Source organism: Streptosporangium sp. NPDC049376, assembly GCF_044466505.1.
Lineage (GTDB): Bacteria > Actinomycetota > Actinomycetes > Streptosporangiales > Streptosporangiaceae > Streptosporangium.
This window is the reverse complement of sequence record NZ_JBITMT010000010.1, coordinates 163,373-179,212: the sequence shown is the minus strand read 5'-3', so window position 1 is coordinate 179,212 and position 15,840 is coordinate 163,373. Positions and strand designations below refer to the sequence as shown.

Here is a 15,840-nt window from a genome sequence, read left to right as displayed (position 1 = left end):
CCCAGAGATGAGGGAGCACGCCGGATGAGGATCGTCATCGACGCGTGGCTGCACTACTACAAGACCCCGCGTTTCCTGGACAGCACCAGGGACGCGATCAGAGGCTTCAACGAGGCGCACCCCGGCTACGAGGTCAGGCTGCACGAGCACGACTACGTGCGGATGCCCCTGGAGATCGCCCGCGCGGTCGAACGGGGCGTCATCCCCACTCTTGGCCAGTACTACTCGACGTCGAGCCAGGTCGCCTTCGACATGGTGCGCAACGACGGCTCACCGCTGTACACCTCGGTCGCCGACGCCATCGGAGGCCGTACGGAGATCCTCGGGGAGCCGGTCGTCGACCACGACGTGCTCTCCCACGCCCGCCACTACTTCACCGCCCCCGACGGGCGCACCGGCCTGTCCCCGCTGTCCTCGACGACCCTGCTGTACGCCAACATGACGCTCCTTGAGGCGGCGGGCATCACCGAGGTGCCGCGGACCTGGGCGGGGATCGACGCCGCCTGCCGGGCCCTGGCCAAGCTGCCCGACCCGCCCGCGCACGCGATCACCTGGTGCAACCACGGCTGGATGTTCATGCAGGCCGTCGCCGCGCAGGGCGGCCACCTCGTCAACCGGGACAACGGCAGGGCGGGCGTCGCCGACACCGCCCACCTCGACTCCGAGGAGATGATGGCCTTCGTCGACTGGTGGCGGCGCCTGCACCGGGACGGCCACTACCACTACACCGGCACCAGGATGGACTGGGTCGGCAGCTTCGGGGTGTTCGCCGAACAGCAGGTGGCCTTCATGTTCACCTCCTCGGTCGACGCGCCCCGGCTGGTGCAGGTCGGAAAGGACCGGGGGTTCGTCGTCAGGGCGAGCCGCCTGCCGTACAACGACGACGTGCCCTACGTGGGCAACGTGCTCGGCGGGGACGGGATCTTCCTGGCCGACGGCCTCGACGAGGAGGTCAGGGACGGCGCGCTGGCCTTCCTGCAGTACCTCAACAACCCGGCCAACGCGATCGACAGGCACCGGCGCACCAACTACATGCCGATCACCTACTCCGCGGTCGAACTCCTCCAGGAGCAGGGCTGGTTCGAGGAGAACCCGCACCGGAAGGTGGCCGTCGACCAGCTCGAAGGCTCGGACGACTCGCCCGCTGCGCTGGGCGCCCTGGTGGGGGAGCTGCCCAGACTCCAGGACGTGATGACCTACGCCATGCACGACGTGCTGCTGTCCGGCGCCGACCCGGTCGCCCGTTTCGCCCAGGCCAACGCCGAGGGGCAGCGGCTCATCGACGACTACAACGCGCACCGGGGACCGGGCAGGGACCCCGGCAGCTACCGCGTGCACTGACTTCTGACGACCGGAGGGAACACCGTGAGGTTCGGCTTGGGACTGCCGCAGAGCAGCGGCTTCGACCTGCGCTTCGACGTCGCGAGGATCGCGAGGGGAGCGGAGAGCGCCGGTTACTCCAGCCTCTGGGTCTACGAACGGGTGCTCTTCCCGCTCGAACCGGCCGAGGGCATGAACGGCGTGCCGGGGCTGCCGTGGATCGACCACTACCGGGAGTGCGCGGACGCGCTGACCGTCCTCACCCTCGCCGCCGCGGTGACCGACACCGTACGGCTCGGCACCGGCGTCCTGGTGGCACCGCTGTACCGTTCGCTGCACCTGGCGCGGGCGCTGGCGACGCTGGACCGGGCCAGCGGGGGGCGGGTGGTCGCCGGGTTCGGCAGCGGCTGGTCCTCCGACGAGTACCGGGGGATGGAGGCCGACTTCGCGGCGCGGGGCCGTACCCTCGACGAGACCCTCGACGCCTGCCGCGCCTTCTGGGGGCGTGATCCGGTCTCGTACCGGGACTCACGGCTCAGCGTCGAGGGCGCCCTGGTCGCCCCGAAACCGGCCGGGCGGATCCCGGTGCTGCTGGGCGGCCGTTCCGTCAGGGCCGTGGAGCGGGCCGCCCGCAAGGCCGACGGGTGGCTTCCCTCGGGGCTGCCCGCGCCCGTGGTCGCCGAGCTGTGGGACAGGATCAGGCAGCGGGCCGTGGAACACGGCAGGGACGCCGCCGCGCTGGAGCTCGTCCCCAGGGCCGCCGTCGTGCTGTCCGAGACGCCCGCTCCCGCCGGGCGCAGGCCGTTCCAGGGGTCGATCGGGCAGGTGGTCGAGGACGTGGCGGCGCTGGCGGAGGCCGGGGCGACCGAGATCCTGCTCGACCTGGTGCCCTCGGCGAAGGGCGGCGAGGAACTGCTCGACCGGGCCCTTGAGGTGTTCGAGGCGGTGACGGACGCCGGGTTCTGAGCCTTTTTCGGGCCGGGTTTCGGGGTTTTCGCCCTGGGGCCCGGCTTTTTTGTGATTCACGCGGCGCCGGATGTCAAGGATCGGTCCACGGCTCCGACCCAGGGGTAGAGGGGCCCACAGGGGGCCGCACTGAGGAGGAGACATGTCCGCACAGAGCTTCGCCGGCATTCTGCTGGGTACGGCTGACGCCGAGCGGCTTCGCGAGTGGTACGTCCAGGCGTTCAACCCCAGGACCGAGGGACCCGCCCTGTTCTTCGGCGACGTCGCCCTGTTCTGCGACCAGCGTGAAGACGTCGCGGAGAAGAACTCAGAACCCGGCAGGCACATTCTCAACTTCAACGTCGAGAACGCCGTGGAGACCGCCGAGCGGCTCAACGGGCTGGGGGTGACGTGGCTGTCCGAGCTGAGCGAGAACGACCACGGGTGGATCGGCACGCTGGTCGACCCCGACGGCAACTACGTCCAGATCATGCAGCAGAAGTAACGCGGTGGACGTGGACCTCGGGCAGGGCGGGCCATGCGCGCCCGGCCCGAGGTCCCGCCGGCGGAGGCCCACCTCCGTGACGGCGGCTTTACGACGGCTCAGCTCTGTGACGGTACGGCGCGCCTGGGTCTGCGACGGCCTCCCCACGGCAGCCCGGAGGTCCGGTCGAGCCACCACTGGGCGATGCCGAGGTGCACGATGAAGGGCAGCCAGCCGATCAGCTCGAAGCACAGGTTCATGTTGGCGCCGGGGATGCTCGACACGTAGATCGCGATGGGCCTGCTGTAGATGTTCGTCAGCGACAGCGCGAAGCTGTAGGTCATCCAGCGGCGGTGTTCGGCCCACCGGTGCTTGCGTCCCATCCGGTAGCCGACGAGCGTGATGACCAGCCACAGGGCGGCCGTGATGTACAGGCCCGAACTGCCGGGTTGTACGCCGCCGTCGCGGTCGTTGCGGATGCGCATCAGGACGATGGCGACGATCGAGGTGGGGACGGCGCCCGCGAAGACGAACAGCCGCCCGCTGATCCGGTGCACGGCCGGGTAGCGTCTGCGGACCAACGGCCACACCTGCAGGCAGGCCGTGGCCATCGCGACGCTGGCGGTCACGATGTGGGTGACGACCAGCACGTAGTGCAGGGGGATGCTCTGGACCAGGTGCACGGTCGCGGTGCGCGGGTCCAGCCTGATGTAGGGGCCCCAGATGTAGGTCAGGAACACCCCGACCAGGATGACCAGCGGGATCATCCACGGCCTTCGCCACCACCGGGGCCTGGGCGAGATCCGCCTCGCCCGTTCGGTCAGCCTCCGGTCGAGCTCGGCCATCTCGTCCGGCGCGTCGCGGACGTCGAATGCCTTCTCCGGTGATTGCGTCACAGTCGACTCCCTCTCTGGAAGATCTCGGCGGGGGACGCGGACGGCGTTTTTCGGCCGGGGCGTGAATCCCTCCGAGGCCGTTCACGAATGCGCGCCGAAAAACGCCTCATCGGCGTTCGAACACGGCGTGGGAATGTCGCGCCTCGATGGTCCCACCGGGATCGGGACGGCGTTTCTCTGAAAATGCGGAGTTGTGTTCTCAGGAAACAGGTCGATTTCCGGGTCAGGGGCGGCGCAGGGTGGCCGCAGTGAGGGCGGCCAGGCAGACGAAGACGACGACGCCGATGGCGCCGACGGTGTTGAGCCCGGCGGTGAAGGCCTCCCGCGAGACGGCCAGCAACCGGGCCGCGGGTTCCGCGGGCAGCCCCGAGGCCACCGAGACGGCCCCGGCGAGGGTCTCCCCGGCCTGTCCCGCCTGGTCACCGAGCCCGGCGGGCAGCGCGCCCGCGATGCGCGAGCGGTAGACGGCGGCGCCGACCGTGCCCATGAGGGCCATGCCGAGCGTTCCGCCGAAGTGCAGGCTGGTCTCGGAGATCGAGGCGGCCGAGCCCGCCCGCCCTGGCGGCACGGAGCCGACGACCAGGCCCGTCCCCAGCGAGACCAGCGGGCCGTCGCCGAGCGCGATGACCGCGATGCCGAGTACGGCCAGGGCCAGCCCGCCGGGGCCACCGGAGCCGCCGGTCAGGGCGACGAGCGCGAACCCGGCGGCGGACAGCGCCAGGCCGCCCGCGATGGCCGTGCCCGGCCGCATCCTGCGGACCAGGGCGGGTGAGAGCACGGCTCCCGCGGCCAGCGCCAGGCCCATGGGCGCGTACCACAGGGCCGCCGTCGCCGGGGACAGGCCGAGCACCGACTGGAGGTACTGGCTGACCAGCAGCCCCGTCCCGGCGATCATCGCGCCGCCGAGCAGCATCGTCACCAGGACGACGCCGAAGGAGCGTTCGGCGAACAGCCGCAGGTCGAGCAGGGGACGCTCAAGGCTGAGCTGGCGCCGTACGAAGACGAACCCGAGGAGCAGGCCGGTGGCGAGCGCGGCGAGGGGTACGGCGGGCGCGGTGCCGTCGCCGACGGCCAGTTCCTTGACCCCGTAGACCAGGGGCAGCACGGTCGCCAGCGACAGGGCGACGCTGACGAGGTCGAGGCGCCCGGCGTCCGGGTTGCGGTACTCGGGCAGCAGGAGCGGCGCCAGCACCAGCAGCAGCGCCATGACGGGGACGCCGAGCAGGAAGACCGAACCCCACCAGAAGTGTTCGAGCAGGACGCCGCCGATGACGGGGCCGAGCGCGGCGCCGCCGAACTGGCAGGCGGCCCACAGCGAGATGGCCAGGCCACGCTGCCCGGCGTCGGCGAACATGTTGCTGATCAGGGCCAGGGTCGAGGGCATGAGGGTCGCGCCCGCGACGCCGAGCAGGGCGCGGGCGGCGATGAGCATGCCGGGGCTGCCGGAGTAGGCGGCCAGTATGGAGGCCAGGCCGAAGGCGGCACCGCCGATGAGCAGCAGTCTCCTGCGGCCGACGCGGTCGCCGAGGGTGCCCATGGTGATGAGGAACCCGGCCAGGAGGAAGCCGTACACGTCGGCGATCCACAGCTGTTCGACACTGCTGGTCCCCAGGTCGGCGCTGAGGTGGGGCACCGCGAGGAACAGGACACCGATGTCCAGCGCGACCAGCAGGGTGGGCAGGGCCAGCACCGCGAGCCCGGTCCACTCCCTGCGTCCGGCCCTGGGCGGTGCCTCCTTCGTCGTCTCGTCATGCATGGGGGCTTGTCACTCCTCGTCCGGTCGGATGGCGGTTGGTGAGGACGGTGCCGAAGGCACCCCTCATGGACAGATCGGAGCCGGTTCGAGGATCTCGACGCCCTCCTTCGAGAGATTTGCCGGGTTCCGCGGCTGGATGACAAGAACGGGACGTCCGCTCCGACATGTCTACGGAACCGGCGCGAACGCTAGGAGCGAAGACGTGAAGTACCTGCTGGCGATCTACGAGAACCCCGGCGTCTGGAACGGCCTGCCGGAACGGGTCCGCGCCGACGTGCACGAGGGCCGTCACCGGTTCGTCGAGGAGATCGGCGCCAGCGGGGAACTCCTCGGCAGGATCACGCTCGGGGACCTCTCGCACGGCGCCGTCGTCCAGGTCCGTGACGGACTGACCTGGGTCACCGGTGGCCTGCACGCCGAACGCGCCGACCACCTCGTCGGCTGCTACGTCGTGGAGTGCGAGAGCAGGGAACGCGCGCACGCCATCGCCGCGATGATCCCGGACACGGGAATCGAGGGACTGGGCATAGAGGTCCGGCCGATCGCCTTCTCGGTGGGCGTGGGTGTCTGAGAAACGCCTTTCCGCACCGCGTCAGAGCATCGGGAAAGGCGTGTTTCCGCTTCGGCGGGAGGTCTTTTCACGGGGGTCGGAAATCTTGGACGCGAGGCCGGGAGAACCCGGTCCCGTGGCCGGGAAAGGAATCGCGAACATCGAGGAAGGGCCCGTTTCCCGGGTCCTCGACCGGAGGTGGAACCGTGAACGTCCCTGAACTGCTGCCGGGAAAGGTGGTCCTGGTCGCCGGAGTCGGCCCCGGCCTCGGGCGGGAGTTGGCCGTACGGTGCGCCCGCGCGGGAGCGGACCTGGTGCTGGCCGCGCGCACCGCGTCCCGCCTTGAGGTGGTGGCCGACGAGGTCAAGCAACTCGGCCGCCGGGCGCTGGTCGTACCGGCCGACCTGACCGACGAGGCGGAGACCGAGAGCCTGGTGCTGGCGGCGCTTGAGACCTACGGGCGGGTGGACACGCTCATCCACAACGCCTTCGCCGCGCCGCGGCACCTGACGATGGTCGAGGTCGGTCTCGACGAGGTCCGCGAGGGGTTCGAGATCAACGTCTACGCGGCGTTGCGGCTGGTCAGGCTGCTCGCGCCGACGCTGGTCGAGAACCGGGGCTCCGTCGTGATGGTCAACTCCTCTGTCCTGCGACACTCCATCGAGCGCTGCGGCTCCTACAAGATGGCCAAGGCAGGGCTGCTCGCGCTCGCCCAGATGCTCTCCACCGAACTCGGCCCGCAGGGGGTGCGCGTCAACAGCGTCGCCCCGGGGCCGATCCTGATCGACACGGTGAAGGCGTTCGTCGAGGAGATCGCCACCGCCCGCGGTGTCCCCCCGACGACGGTCTACGACGAGATGACGAGCTCGATCGACCGCCGCAGGCTCCAGGAGCCCGAGGAGGTGGCCGACGCGGTGATCTTCCTGGCCTCCGACATGGCCCGTGCGATCACCGGGCACTGCCTCGACGTCAACGGTGGCGAGTACCACAGCTGACCCTCCCGAACTCGTCGGCGCCGGGATGTCAAAACCCCGCTCCCGGCTCCGACCTCTCCATGGAAGACATCGAAAGCCCAATCGGAGGAGCGAGTCATATGTCGAAGTTCATGCTGATCATGCACACCAGCCCCGCGGTCATGGAGAAGCTGTCCGAGGCCGAACTCAACGAGATCATGAGCGGTCACGGCACCTTCCAGGAGACGATCAAGGAGTCCGGGGAGTTCGTCTCGACGCACGCGCTCGGTGACACGTCCAACAGCGCGGTGGTCAGCGTCGCCGACGGCACCACCGTCGTCAAGGAAGGCCCGGCCGTGGTGAGTGAGCTGGGCATCGGCGGTTACTACATCGTCGAGTGCGAGAGCAAGGACCGCGCCTACGAGGTCGCCGCGCTGATCCCGGACGCGAAGATCGACGGCCTGGCCGTCGAGGTCCGCCCGATCCTGTTCTCCGCCGGCGCCAACCTCTGAGCACCTTCCCGTGACCCGTTCCCACCCGGCTCGGGGCGGGTGGGAACGGGCTCACCTTCTGTCGGCGAAGCCGGTGCGGTAGGCCCAGACGACTGCCTGGGTGCGGTCGCGTACGCGTAGTTTGTACAGGATGTGTTTGATGTGGGTCTTCACGGTCTCCAGGGAGACGTGCATCGACCGGGCGATCTCGATGTTCGACAGGCCCTCGGCGAGGGCGCGCAGTACGTCGGCCTCGCGTTCGGTCAGCTGAGCCGCGAGGGCGGCGTCCCGGCCGCCGGTGCCGCGCCGGGCGGCGAGCGTCTCAAGCAGCCTGCGGGTCACCGAGGGCGCGACGAGCGCGTCCCCGCCCGCGACCGTGCGGATGCCCTCGACCACCTGCTCCGGGGTCGCCCGTTTGAGCAGGAAGCCGTCGGCCCCCGCCGCGATGGCGTCGTCCACGATCTCGTCGAGGTCGAAGGTGGTGAGCACCAGCACCCGGGGCCTCGGCCGGGGCCAGGAGGTGATCTCCCGGGTGGCGCGGACCCCGTCGTGGCCGGGCATCCGCACGTCCATCAGCACGACGTCCGGCCTGCTCGCCCTGACCCCGTGTACGGCCTGCGTCCCGTTGGCCGCCTCTCCCACGACGACGATGTCCTTCTCAGCGCCGAGCAGGGCTCGCAGACCACCCCTGACCAGCGCGTCGTCGTCGGCGAGGAACACCTTGATCATGGCCGCGCCACCGGCAGGACCACCCGGACGCCGAAGCCGCCCGCGACGGGGCCCGCCTCCAGGTCGCCGCCCTCAAGCCGGGCCCGTTCCCGCATGTTGACCAGGCCGCGTCCCGGCACCGGCTCGGGGAAGTCGTCCCCCTCGTTGGTCACCTCAAGCAGCACCCGGTCCCCGGTCTGCGTCAGGTCGATCCGGATACGTCCGCGGGAGGTGTGCCGCAGCGCGTTGGTCACCGCCTCCTGGGTGATCCGGTAGACCGCCCGCGCCCCGCTGGCCGGAAGCTCGACCTCGCCGGTGTTGAGTTCGACCTCCCGCCCGGCGGCGCGCACCCGCCCGGCGAGGTCGGCGAGGTCGGCCGTCGTGGGGTCGACGTTCGTGTGCCCCGAGCCGTCGGCGGCCGGGTCGAGGACGCGTAACAGACGGTCGAGTTCGTCGAGCGCGCCCCGGCCGAGGGTCTCGATGTGCCCGAGCGCCTCGTGGCCGAAGTCCGGGTTCTCCGCGAAGACCCGCCTGCCGACCCCGGCCTGCATGACCATCACGTTGACGGCGTGGCCGAGGGCGTCGTGCAGTTCCCCGGCCAGCCGGGCGCGTTCCTGGAGCAGGACCCGTTCGGCGAGCGCCACCCGCTCCCGCGCCTCACTCACGGCCCGCGCCTCGGCCGCCGCGGCGTACGCGCGGCGGCTCAGCGCGGCGTCACCCCCGATGGTCGAGATCAGGAAGCACATGGTGATCCCCGACAGTTCGAGCGGGCTCACCTGGCCACGGTCGAACACCACGTACCCGAGGACCGCCAGCCCGCCGGACAGGGCGGCCACCAGCCTGTGCGGCCAGTCGCGGTACAGGGAGAAGCAGGTGAACAGTGCGATCCAGGCAGGCCACTGCACGACGGTCACCGCGTATCCCGCCGCCTCGTTGACGATCAGCAGCGCCGAGACGACGGCGACCACCGGCAGCGGGAAGACCTGCCGCCACAGCAGGGCCAGCGAGGCGACCGTGACCAGGGCGAGCCCGGGAAGGTCGGCCTCCCGGTAGGGCGGCCCCGCGGCGGCCAGCAGGCTCGCGACGGCGGACCCGGCGGCCAGTGCTCCCGCCAGCCAGCGGTCGGCCCCGGCGGGCCGGGTACGGCGGAAGCCGCCGGTCAAACGCATGTCCCCATCTTTCCCCGAACCCGGGCAAACGGGTCAACCGGTCTCCCTCTGATGAGGGAGACGCACTTCCCTCGGCAGGGGGGCGACCGCCGTACCGGGACGAACCTACGTTGTGGACGGCCGTTACGGACGGTCGATCGACGATGGGGGCGTTCATGAGAAGAACAGTCGGACTGTGGTGGGTCGTCCTCACCGCGGTGGGAATCGCGGTGTACGCGCCGCTGCCGTACCTGACGGACACGCTGCGGCACCTCGCGCGGAGCGACGTCGGGATCGCGGCCACCTACGTCGATCAGCCGGGCTGGGCGCAGGCGGCCCTGTACGTGCACATCTGCTTCGGCGGCCTGGCGCTGCTGGTCTCACCCACCCAGTTCGTCGTACGGCTGCGTACCCGCTTTCCCGGGTTCCACCGGCTCTGCGGGCGGGTCGTGATCGTCGCCATGATCGTGGCCGGGGTGGCGGGACTGGTGATGGCTCCGGCCAACATGGCCGGTCCGGTGGGAACGGCGGGCTTCGGGACGCTGGCCGTACTGTGGACGACCTTCGCCGTGGCTGCCTACCGGGCGATCAGGCGCGGTGACGTCGCCGCGCACCGCCGCTGGGCGACACGGGCGTTCGCGCTGACGTACGCCGCGGTGATGCTCAGGGCGTGGCCGCTTGTCCTCGTTCCGCTCCAGACCGCGTTCGGCGTGGACGAGGTCACCGCCTTCGACCGCTCCTATCTGGCCGACTCCTTCCTGAGCTGGGTGCCGAACCTGCTGTTCGCCGAGGCCCTGCTGCGGCGGAGCCGCGGCCGCCGGGCCGTTCCTCAGGGGGCCGGTTCCTCGCGGGCCAGCCTGCGGATGACGGCCTCGGCCAGTTCGGCGGCGGAGACCACGCTGTCCAGGTCGACGTTGTCGGGGACGTCGGAGTCGAGGTGGTAGTGGGTGATGAGCTTGTCGTGGTCGAGCGAGACGATCGTGGCGACGGGGTACCCGTGCCGCCGGGGGACCTCGCTGTCGGTGCTGTTGCGCGAACGCAGTCCCCGCAGGAGCGGCACCCCGATGTCGCGCGCGCACTCCGCGACGAACCGGCGGAACGGCTCGGGGTAGTCGCGCATCAGCACGGGCCCCTCACCTTCGAGCAGGGCGAGCCTTCCCGAGCCGACGCTTTCGAGGTTGACGAAGCAGGTGCCGGGGCCGAGGTCGGGGAAGTGCCTGCGGGCGAACCCGCGGATGCCCTCCTGCAGGGCCTCCTCGGCACCGGCGGACAGCAGGACGACCCGCAGCCCGGAGACCGGCTCCCGCTGGAGCGCCCGCGCGACGCAGACCAGCGCGGCCACCCCGGAGAGGTTGTCGTTGGCCCCCGGTACGGCGGGCCTGCGGCCGATGTCGGCAAGGAACGCCAGGTTGGCCGCCGTGATCGCCGTTCCCAGGCCGCCGAGCCTGCGGTCGCCGCTCGCGGCGCCCACGGCGACCAGGGCCGGTCCCAGGATGACCGGCCACCAGGTCGGCGGGTTCTCCTTGGCGGCGGCGATGACGGCGGGGAAGTGGCGGGCGACCCAGCGGAGCACCCGCTGGTCGAAGATCACTCCCGACGGGGCGGCGTCGTGGTGGGCGAGGACGACCACCGTCCGGGTCGCCGTCGGGTCGCCGCCGTACGCCACGACGTTGTGGGCGCGCCGGTGGGGGAGCGCGACCCGGCGGAACCAGCGGGCGCCTCCCGCGACGTCGTCGGCGATGGCCGCCGACGCCGCCGCCGCGACCACCGCGGCGCCCCAGCGGGCCGCCGCCCTCCGCGCGCCGCCGTACGAGCCACCGCCGTGTGAAGGGACGCCGTACCGGGAGAGGAGTCCCGCGGCGAGTCCGGCGGCGCTGAGCAGGCCGATCGGCAGCGCGTAGGAGCTCGTCGCGCGCACCGGCTCGACACCGACCCGGTAACCGAGGCCGCGTAGCCGTTCCGCGAGCGCGGCGGCCACCCGCTTCTCCCCGGGCGAGGTGGGAAGCCGGGCGATTCCGGCGTAGGCGCGGATCACCTCGTCGCAGGTCCGCCGTCGCCATCCGTCCGGTAACCGGTCAGCCGTCATGGCCCGTCTCACCCGTCTCTAGTTGTGCCACGTCAGGAGGTACTCCTGGAACCTCACATGGCGGAACTGGTAGACGGCGCCCACCCGGCGCAGGAGGCCGCGCCGGTGGGTGTCGTCCAGGAAGTCCATGAACCGCCACGGCACCCTGCCCAGCAGGGCGAGCCACGCCTTCGCCACCGCGTAGCGGCCCCACACCGACGTCGTCAGCCCCATGAGGTGGTCGGCGAGCGCGTACCCGAGCCCGAAGACCGTCGCCGGGAGCACGGCAGCCCGGACGCCGTAGGCGAACGTGTAGGCGATGCCCGTGGTGACGCCGATCGTGGTGAACAGCGTGAGGCTGCGGGCGAGGGCCGCGAGCCGTTCGGCGCGCCGGGTCGAGCGCGGGCTCAGCGCGAGGGTGACGTCGGTCGACACGTCCAGCCAGATGTTCAGCCCGTCGATCACCCCGAACGCGAGGCCGACCAGGATGCCGACGAGCACGCCGAACCACGACGCCGAGATCGCCCAGGCCGTCACCCCGACCCCGACGCCGGTGACACACCCGATGGCGACGTGGCGGACGAACGCCACGGCTCCCCGGCGGGAGGCGAACCTGACCTCGCTCGGCTCGGACCGGGTCGAGATGGTCAGGTATCCGTCGGCGAGGCCGACAGCGAGGCCGAGGCCGACCCCCTCGGCGACCGCCCGGTACAGGCCGCCCGTCTGGTAGACCACGAACCCCTGGACCAGCCCCGTCACCATGCCCAGGACGCGGCCCGCGCCCAGCGCCAGCCTCCGTTCGAGGGGCGTCTTCTCGTTCAGGCCGATGAGGGGGGTGAGGAGGCCGCCCCGCGTCCCGGACTCCCGCAGTCCGCGCAGCCAGGCGTTCATCGGCCCCTTCAGGATCCCCTCAAGGCTCCACCGTTCGGTACGGCGGTCGCCCGCCAGGAGGAGCACGGCGACGGCGAAGACGACGGCGGCGACGGGGCCGAAGACGAAGCCCACGACACACGCCCCGACGACGGCGGCCGGGGCGTGCACGACGGCCGCGGGGGCCGCGGTCTCCAGGTGCCACCACGCGATGTCCGGCCGGTCCCTGCCGCTCAGGTTGCGGGCCAGGAAGGTCAGCCAGACCTGGACGTCGCCGGCCTGCGGGCCACGCCGTTCGTCGGGGTAGGCGGCCCGGACGAGCTCGCCGAGCAGGTGCTCCTCGACCAGGCCGGCCGTGGCGAGACGCGGCTGGAGCAGGACCGCCGCGTCCCCCGGCCGGTCACCGTAGATCGCGCGCGCCAGCGTCACCATGAGCGGCGTGCGCAGCGCCGTGGCGACCGGCCCGTCGGGGTTGTCCCGCATCTCGGCGAACACCGGGTCCCAGCGGCGCACGCGGGGCCTGGCCGTCGCCCCCCTGAGGTACTCCTCGACCCTCGCGCAGCCGAGGGGCTGCAGCACGACGGCCGCCCCACGGGTGACGGCGTCGCCGGCCAGTACGGCGGCGCGGTACTCGTTCGTCCTGCTCGTCAGGACGATCTGACGGTCCCGTCCCAGCCAGCCGTTGACGTCGGTGATCGCCTGGGGCCGGGTGGGTTCGGCGAGTTCGTCCAGGCCGTCCAGGATCGGCAGGACCAGGTTGTCGTGCAACAGGCGCCTGGCGAGCTCCCGCGCGTCCCGGTGCCGGGGTGAGCCGAGCTGGTAGTTCGTCGCCAGCTGGTCGGCCAGCCACTCCTCCAGCGGGATCTCGGCCGGGTTCCACCTGTTCAGCGGGATCAGGACCGGGACGGGCCGCCCGGGCACGCGGCGTTCCAGCAGATCGAGCAGGAGGGTCAGGGCCAGGACCGACTTGCCGGAGCCGAGCGGCCCGAGGATCACCAGCCGCCCGCCGGGCAGGCTCTCGAAGAAGTCGGCGACCTGGGCGAGGTCGCCGTCCAGGGGCACGTCGGCACGGACGGCCCGCGCGTCCCCGGCCCTGGCGGCGGGCAGCGCGTAGATGGGGTCGGTGAGCTCCTCCTCCTTGGTCCAGCTGACGTTCAGCGGCCAGGGGTCGTTGAGCCTGCGCAGGGCCGCCTCCGCCTCCCACTGCTCACGCACCGCCACGGCCAGCTGGTCGGCGACCTTGAGCAGCGCGTCCGCCTCGGACTTCGGCGAGGAGCCACCGGCCCGAGGCCCGAAGAAGCGTTCAAGCTGGGACAGGAGCAGGCCGGCCGCCGCCGTGAGCACTCCCAGGACGGCGCCCCACCCGGCCGCCTGGTCCTGCCTGACGAAGAAGATCAACACTGAGATGAGGACGGCGGACCCGCACACCAGGGAGAAGACCGCTATGAAGATCCTTCTGGCCCACGATCGCCTTTTGGGGACCATTCCCACTCCTTGGCCGGCCCCGTACGGAATCTGCCGCTAATGGAATCAGGTGGCCAACCCTGATTCAAGGAGTTTTTCCCGTTCTGTCCTGGCCGGTCGTGGATTTGTGGCGGCCTTCCCGGGCGTGGTGGGGGTTTCGCCTGGTTGGCGGACGGGGTGGGTGCCTTTCCGTGGCTCTACCGGGTCCGTGCGGGATTCCACGTCCGGGGATTCGAGGCGTCCCCTCCGGTGAGTGTCATTTTTCCCGATAATCCAGAAATATCGGGTTTTGTGGGAATGGTGGGGCCTCTACTTCTCGTGGACCGTCAGAACCCCGGCGAGGTCGATGTCGCTTGAGCGACCGCCGAAACCGGACTCCGAGATCAGCCGGGCCCCGAGGACGGCGCTCCAGAAGGTGCGCGCCTCGACGGCGGCGGGACGGTCGACGACCCAGCCGTGGCGGTCGAGCACCACGGTGAGATAGCGCTCCGCCAGCCGGAACAGCAGGGTGAGGTTGTGCTGCGCCACCGGCCGCAGCTCGGGCCTGAGCCGCGTCGTCGACATCGCCTGCACGGCGACCGGTACGGCGGGCAGCGCCAGCGCGGTGCGGGCCATCGCCTCACGGAACGCCCTGGGCGTGCGCTGCCGGTGCCCGACCGGCTCCAGCCGTTCGGCGTCGCGGAGCAGCATCAGGAACGCCGCGTGGACGAACAGGGCGTCCTTGGACCCGAAGTAGTAGGTGATCTGGTTCGGGTGCGCGCCGGCCGCCGCCGCGATCTCGGCCACGCTCACCGAGCCGAAGGGGTGCTCGGCGAAGAGCGCCACGGCCTGGTCGAGAAGCTGCGCGCGGGTGCGTCGGCCCCGGCTCCGGGGAGGGTCGCTCGTGGGCATGCTGTATTTGTATGCGATACAACTATGCGGGAGCAAGCCGGAACATCGAGGGGATCAGCATGAGCGTTCAGGACGTCGTCGTCACCGGTCTCGGGGCGACCACGCCTCTCGGTGGGGACGTCGACTCACTGTGGGAGGGGCTCCTCGCCGGGCGCTCCGGCATCCGGCGGATCGACGACCTCGTGGCGCCCTTCGCCCACGCCGACGACCTGCCGGTGCGGATCGCCGCCCCGATGGCCGTCTCCCCCGACGAGGTGCTGCCCCGCGTCACGGCCCGGCGGATGGACCGCTGCCAGCAGGCCGTACTCGTCGCCGCGCGGCAGGCCTGGGCCGACGCCGCCATGCCCGAGGTCGATCCCGACCGTCTCGCGGTGGTGGTCGGCACCGGCATCGCGGGCATCGGCACCCTCCTGGAGCAGGACGACCTGATAGAGGAGAAGGGGCCCCAGCGGATCGCCCCGCTCGCCGTCCCCATGCTGATGCCGAACGGCCCGGCCGCCTGGATCAGCCTGGAGTACGGCGCCAGAGCCGGCGTGTACACACCCGTCTCCGCGTGCGCGTCGGGTGCCGAGGCCCTCGCGTTCGCCGCCAGGCTCATCCGGTCCGGCGAGGCCGACGTCGTCATCGCCGGTGGCACGGAGGCCGCCATCACGCCGTTGACCATCGCCGGTTTCGCCCAGGTTCGCACGCTGTCGAAGCGCAACGACGCCCCCGAGCGCGCCTCACGGCCGTTCGACGTCGACCGTGACGGCTTCGTGCTCGGCGAGGGCGCCGGTGTCATGGTCCTGGAGCGGGCGGACTTCGCGGCCGCGCGGGGCGCCCGCCCGATCGGCCGGTTGGCGGGCTTCGGCATCACCTCGGACGCCCATCACATCACCGGCCCCGACCCGACGGGCGCGGGCCAGACCCAGGCGATCCTCAGGGCCGTCTCCTCCGCCGGGCTCCGGCCGGAGGACGTCGACCACGTCAACTGCCACGCGACGTCCACCGTCGTGGGAGACGTGGGCGAGGCGGCCGCGATCCAGCGGGCGCTCGGGAACGACGTCGTCCTCACCGCGCCCAAGTCCGGCCTCGGCCACCTCGTCGGCGCGGCCGGTGCGGTCGAGGCCATCGTCACCCTGCTGTCGGTCGCCAACAGCGTCATCCCGCCCACCCTCAACCTCGACAGCAAGGACCCCGAGGTCGAGCTTGAGGTCGTCAGCGGCGAACCCCGCAAGCAGCACCTCGGCGCGGCGGTGTGCAACTCCTTCGGGTTCGGCGGCCAGAACGTCTCCCTGCTCTTCACCGCTCCCTGACCGG

15 protein-coding genes are annotated in these 15,840 nt (G+C 71.4%); 8 read left to right on the top strand and 7 right to left on the bottom strand.

What is annotated here, in order from left to right; all coding sequences use genetic code 11:
• The first annotated feature begins 24 nt into the window (after nt 1–24).
• From ACIBVQ_RS24905 to ACIBVQ_RS24895, 3 genes are all read left to right on the top strand, one after another.
• A complete protein-coding gene (locus tag ACIBVQ_RS24905; RefSeq protein ID WP_352014448.1) occupies nt 25–1,341 on the top strand; it encodes an extracellular solute-binding protein in 1,317 nt (438 codons plus the stop codon).
• A 24-nt stretch (nt 1,342–1,365) separates the two neighbouring features.
• Nucleotides 1,366–2,286 (top strand): TIGR03619 family F420-dependent LLM class oxidoreductase, encoded by a 921-nt coding sequence (locus tag ACIBVQ_RS24900; RefSeq protein WP_352014447.1) that lies wholly within the window; start codon nt 1,366–1,368, stop codon nt 2,284–2,286.
• 142 nt (nt 2,287–2,428) lie between these two features.
• Complete coding sequence (locus ACIBVQ_RS24895; protein ID WP_352014446.1) at nt 2,429–2,770, top strand: VOC family protein; 342 nt, start codon at nt 2,429–2,431, stop codon at nt 2,768–2,770.
• A 98-nt stretch (nt 2,771–2,868) separates the two neighbouring features.
• Here the strand turns inward: ACIBVQ_RS24895 and ACIBVQ_RS24890 are convergent, their stop codons facing one another.
• A complete protein-coding gene (locus ACIBVQ_RS24890) occupies nt 2,869–3,645 on the bottom strand; it encodes a DUF2306 domain-containing protein (protein WP_352014445.1) in 777 nt (258 codons plus the stop codon).
• Between the two features lie 223 nt (nt 3,646–3,868).
• Nucleotides 3,869–5,401, bottom strand: coding sequence for an MFS transporter (locus ACIBVQ_RS24885; protein WP_399180261.1), 1,533 nt, complete (start codon nt 5,399–5,401; stop codon nt 3,869–3,871).
• 202 nt (nt 5,402–5,603) lie between these two features.
• Here ACIBVQ_RS24885 and ACIBVQ_RS24880 point away from each other — a divergent pair, with 202 nt between their 5' ends.
• The 3 genes from ACIBVQ_RS24880 (at nt 5,604) to ACIBVQ_RS24870 (ending at nt 7,416) form a co-directional block, all read left to right on the top strand.
• Nucleotides 5,604–5,972 carry a YciI family protein gene (locus ACIBVQ_RS24880; RefSeq protein WP_386195531.1) on the top strand — a complete coding sequence of 123 codons (369 nt, stop codon included), beginning with the start codon at nt 5,604–5,606 and terminating at the stop codon, nt 5,970–5,972.
• A 185-nt stretch (nt 5,973–6,157) separates the two neighbouring features.
• Nucleotides 6,158–6,946, top strand: coding sequence for an SDR family oxidoreductase (locus tag ACIBVQ_RS24875; RefSeq protein WP_352014442.1), 789 nt, complete (start codon nt 6,158–6,160; stop codon nt 6,944–6,946).
• Nucleotides 6,947–7,044: 98 nt separating this feature from the next.
• The gene (locus ACIBVQ_RS24870; protein WP_386195529.1) at nt 7,045–7,416 is read left to right on the top strand and encodes a YciI family protein; all 372 of its coding nucleotides are present in this window, start codon (nt 7,045–7,047) and stop codon (nt 7,414–7,416) included.
• A 51-nt stretch (nt 7,417–7,467) separates the two neighbouring features.
• On the opposite strand, the gene ACIBVQ_RS24865 is transcribed toward ACIBVQ_RS24870, so the two are convergent.
• The gene (locus tag ACIBVQ_RS24865; RefSeq protein ID WP_362913543.1) at nt 7,468–8,124 is read right to left on the bottom strand and encodes a response regulator transcription factor; all 657 of its coding nucleotides are present in this window, start codon (nt 8,122–8,124) and stop codon (nt 7,468–7,470) included.
• Nucleotides 8,121–9,272 carry a sensor histidine kinase gene (locus ACIBVQ_RS24860; RefSeq protein WP_399180258.1) on the bottom strand — a complete coding sequence of 384 codons (1,152 nt, stop codon included), beginning with the start codon at nt 9,270–9,272 and terminating at the stop codon, nt 8,121–8,123. The genes ACIBVQ_RS24865 and ACIBVQ_RS24860 overlap by 4 nt, the downstream gene beginning before the upstream one ends.
• A 155-nt stretch (nt 9,273–9,427) precedes the next feature.
• Between ACIBVQ_RS24860 and ACIBVQ_RS24855 the strand changes: the two genes are divergently transcribed.
• The gene (locus tag ACIBVQ_RS24855) at nt 9,428–10,195 is read left to right on the top strand and encodes a DUF2306 domain-containing protein (RefSeq protein WP_362913547.1); all 768 of its coding nucleotides are present in this window, start codon (nt 9,428–9,430) and stop codon (nt 10,193–10,195) included.
• On the opposite strand, the gene ACIBVQ_RS24850 is transcribed toward ACIBVQ_RS24855, so the two are convergent.
• The 3 genes from ACIBVQ_RS24850 to ACIBVQ_RS24840 form a co-directional block, all read right to left on the bottom strand.
• Nucleotides 10,081–11,337, bottom strand: a complete 1,257-nt coding sequence (locus tag ACIBVQ_RS24850) for a M28 family metallopeptidase (protein ID WP_399180256.1) — start codon at nt 11,335–11,337, stop codon at nt 10,081–10,083. The two genes, ACIBVQ_RS24855 and ACIBVQ_RS24850, sit on opposite strands and share 115 nt — an antisense overlap.
• 18 nt (nt 11,338–11,355) lie before the next feature.
• Nucleotides 11,356–13,587, bottom strand: a complete 2,232-nt coding sequence (locus tag ACIBVQ_RS24845; protein WP_399180254.1) for an NACHT domain-containing protein — start codon at nt 13,585–13,587, stop codon at nt 11,356–11,358.
• 372 nt (nt 13,588–13,959) lie between these two features.
• Nucleotides 13,960–14,541, bottom strand: a complete 582-nt coding sequence (locus ACIBVQ_RS24840) for a TetR/AcrR family transcriptional regulator C-terminal domain-containing protein (protein WP_352014435.1) — start codon at nt 14,539–14,541, stop codon at nt 13,960–13,962.
• Between the two features lie 59 nt (nt 14,542–14,600).
• Between ACIBVQ_RS24840 and ACIBVQ_RS24835 the strand changes: the two genes are divergently transcribed.
• The gene (locus ACIBVQ_RS24835) at nt 14,601–15,836 is read left to right on the top strand and encodes a beta-ketoacyl-[acyl-carrier-protein] synthase family protein (RefSeq protein WP_399180251.1); all 1,236 of its coding nucleotides are present in this window, start codon (nt 14,601–14,603) and stop codon (nt 15,834–15,836) included.
• Nucleotides 15,837–15,840 lie beyond the last annotated feature (4 nt).

Coding starts and splice junctions, on each gene's coding strand:
- ACIBVQ_RS24905 (WP_352014448.1), top strand. CDS start 25: ATGAGGATCGTCATCGACGCGTGGCTGCACTACTACAAGACCCCGCGT.
- ACIBVQ_RS24895 (WP_352014446.1), top strand. CDS start 2,429: ATGTCCGCACAGAGCTTCGCCGGCATTCTGCTGGGTACGGCTGACGCC.
- ACIBVQ_RS24885 (WP_399180261.1), bottom strand. CDS start 5,401: ATGCATGACGAGACGACGAAGGAGGCACCGCCCAGGGCCGGACGCAGG.
- ACIBVQ_RS24870 (WP_386195529.1), top strand. CDS start 7,045: ATGTCGAAGTTCATGCTGATCATGCACACCAGCCCCGCGGTCATGGAG.
- ACIBVQ_RS24865 (WP_362913543.1), bottom strand. CDS start 8,124: ATGATCAAGGTGTTCCTCGCCGACGACGACGCGCTGGTCAGGGGTGGT.
- ACIBVQ_RS24860 (WP_399180258.1), bottom strand. CDS start 9,272: ATGCGTTTGACCGGCGGCTTCCGCCGTACCCGGCCCGCCGGGGCCGAC.
- ACIBVQ_RS24855 (WP_362913547.1), top strand. CDS start 9,428: ATGAGAAGAACAGTCGGACTGTGGTGGGTCGTCCTCACCGCGGTGGGA.
- ACIBVQ_RS24850 (WP_399180256.1), bottom strand. CDS start 11,337: ATGACGGCTGACCGGTTACCGGACGGATGGCGACGGCGGACCTGCGAC.
- ACIBVQ_RS24840 (WP_352014435.1), bottom strand. CDS start 14,541: ATGCCCACGAGCGACCCTCCCCGGAGCCGGGGCCGACGCACCCGCGCG.
- ACIBVQ_RS24835 (WP_399180251.1), top strand. CDS start 14,601: ATGAGCGTTCAGGACGTCGTCGTCACCGGTCTCGGGGCGACCACGCCT.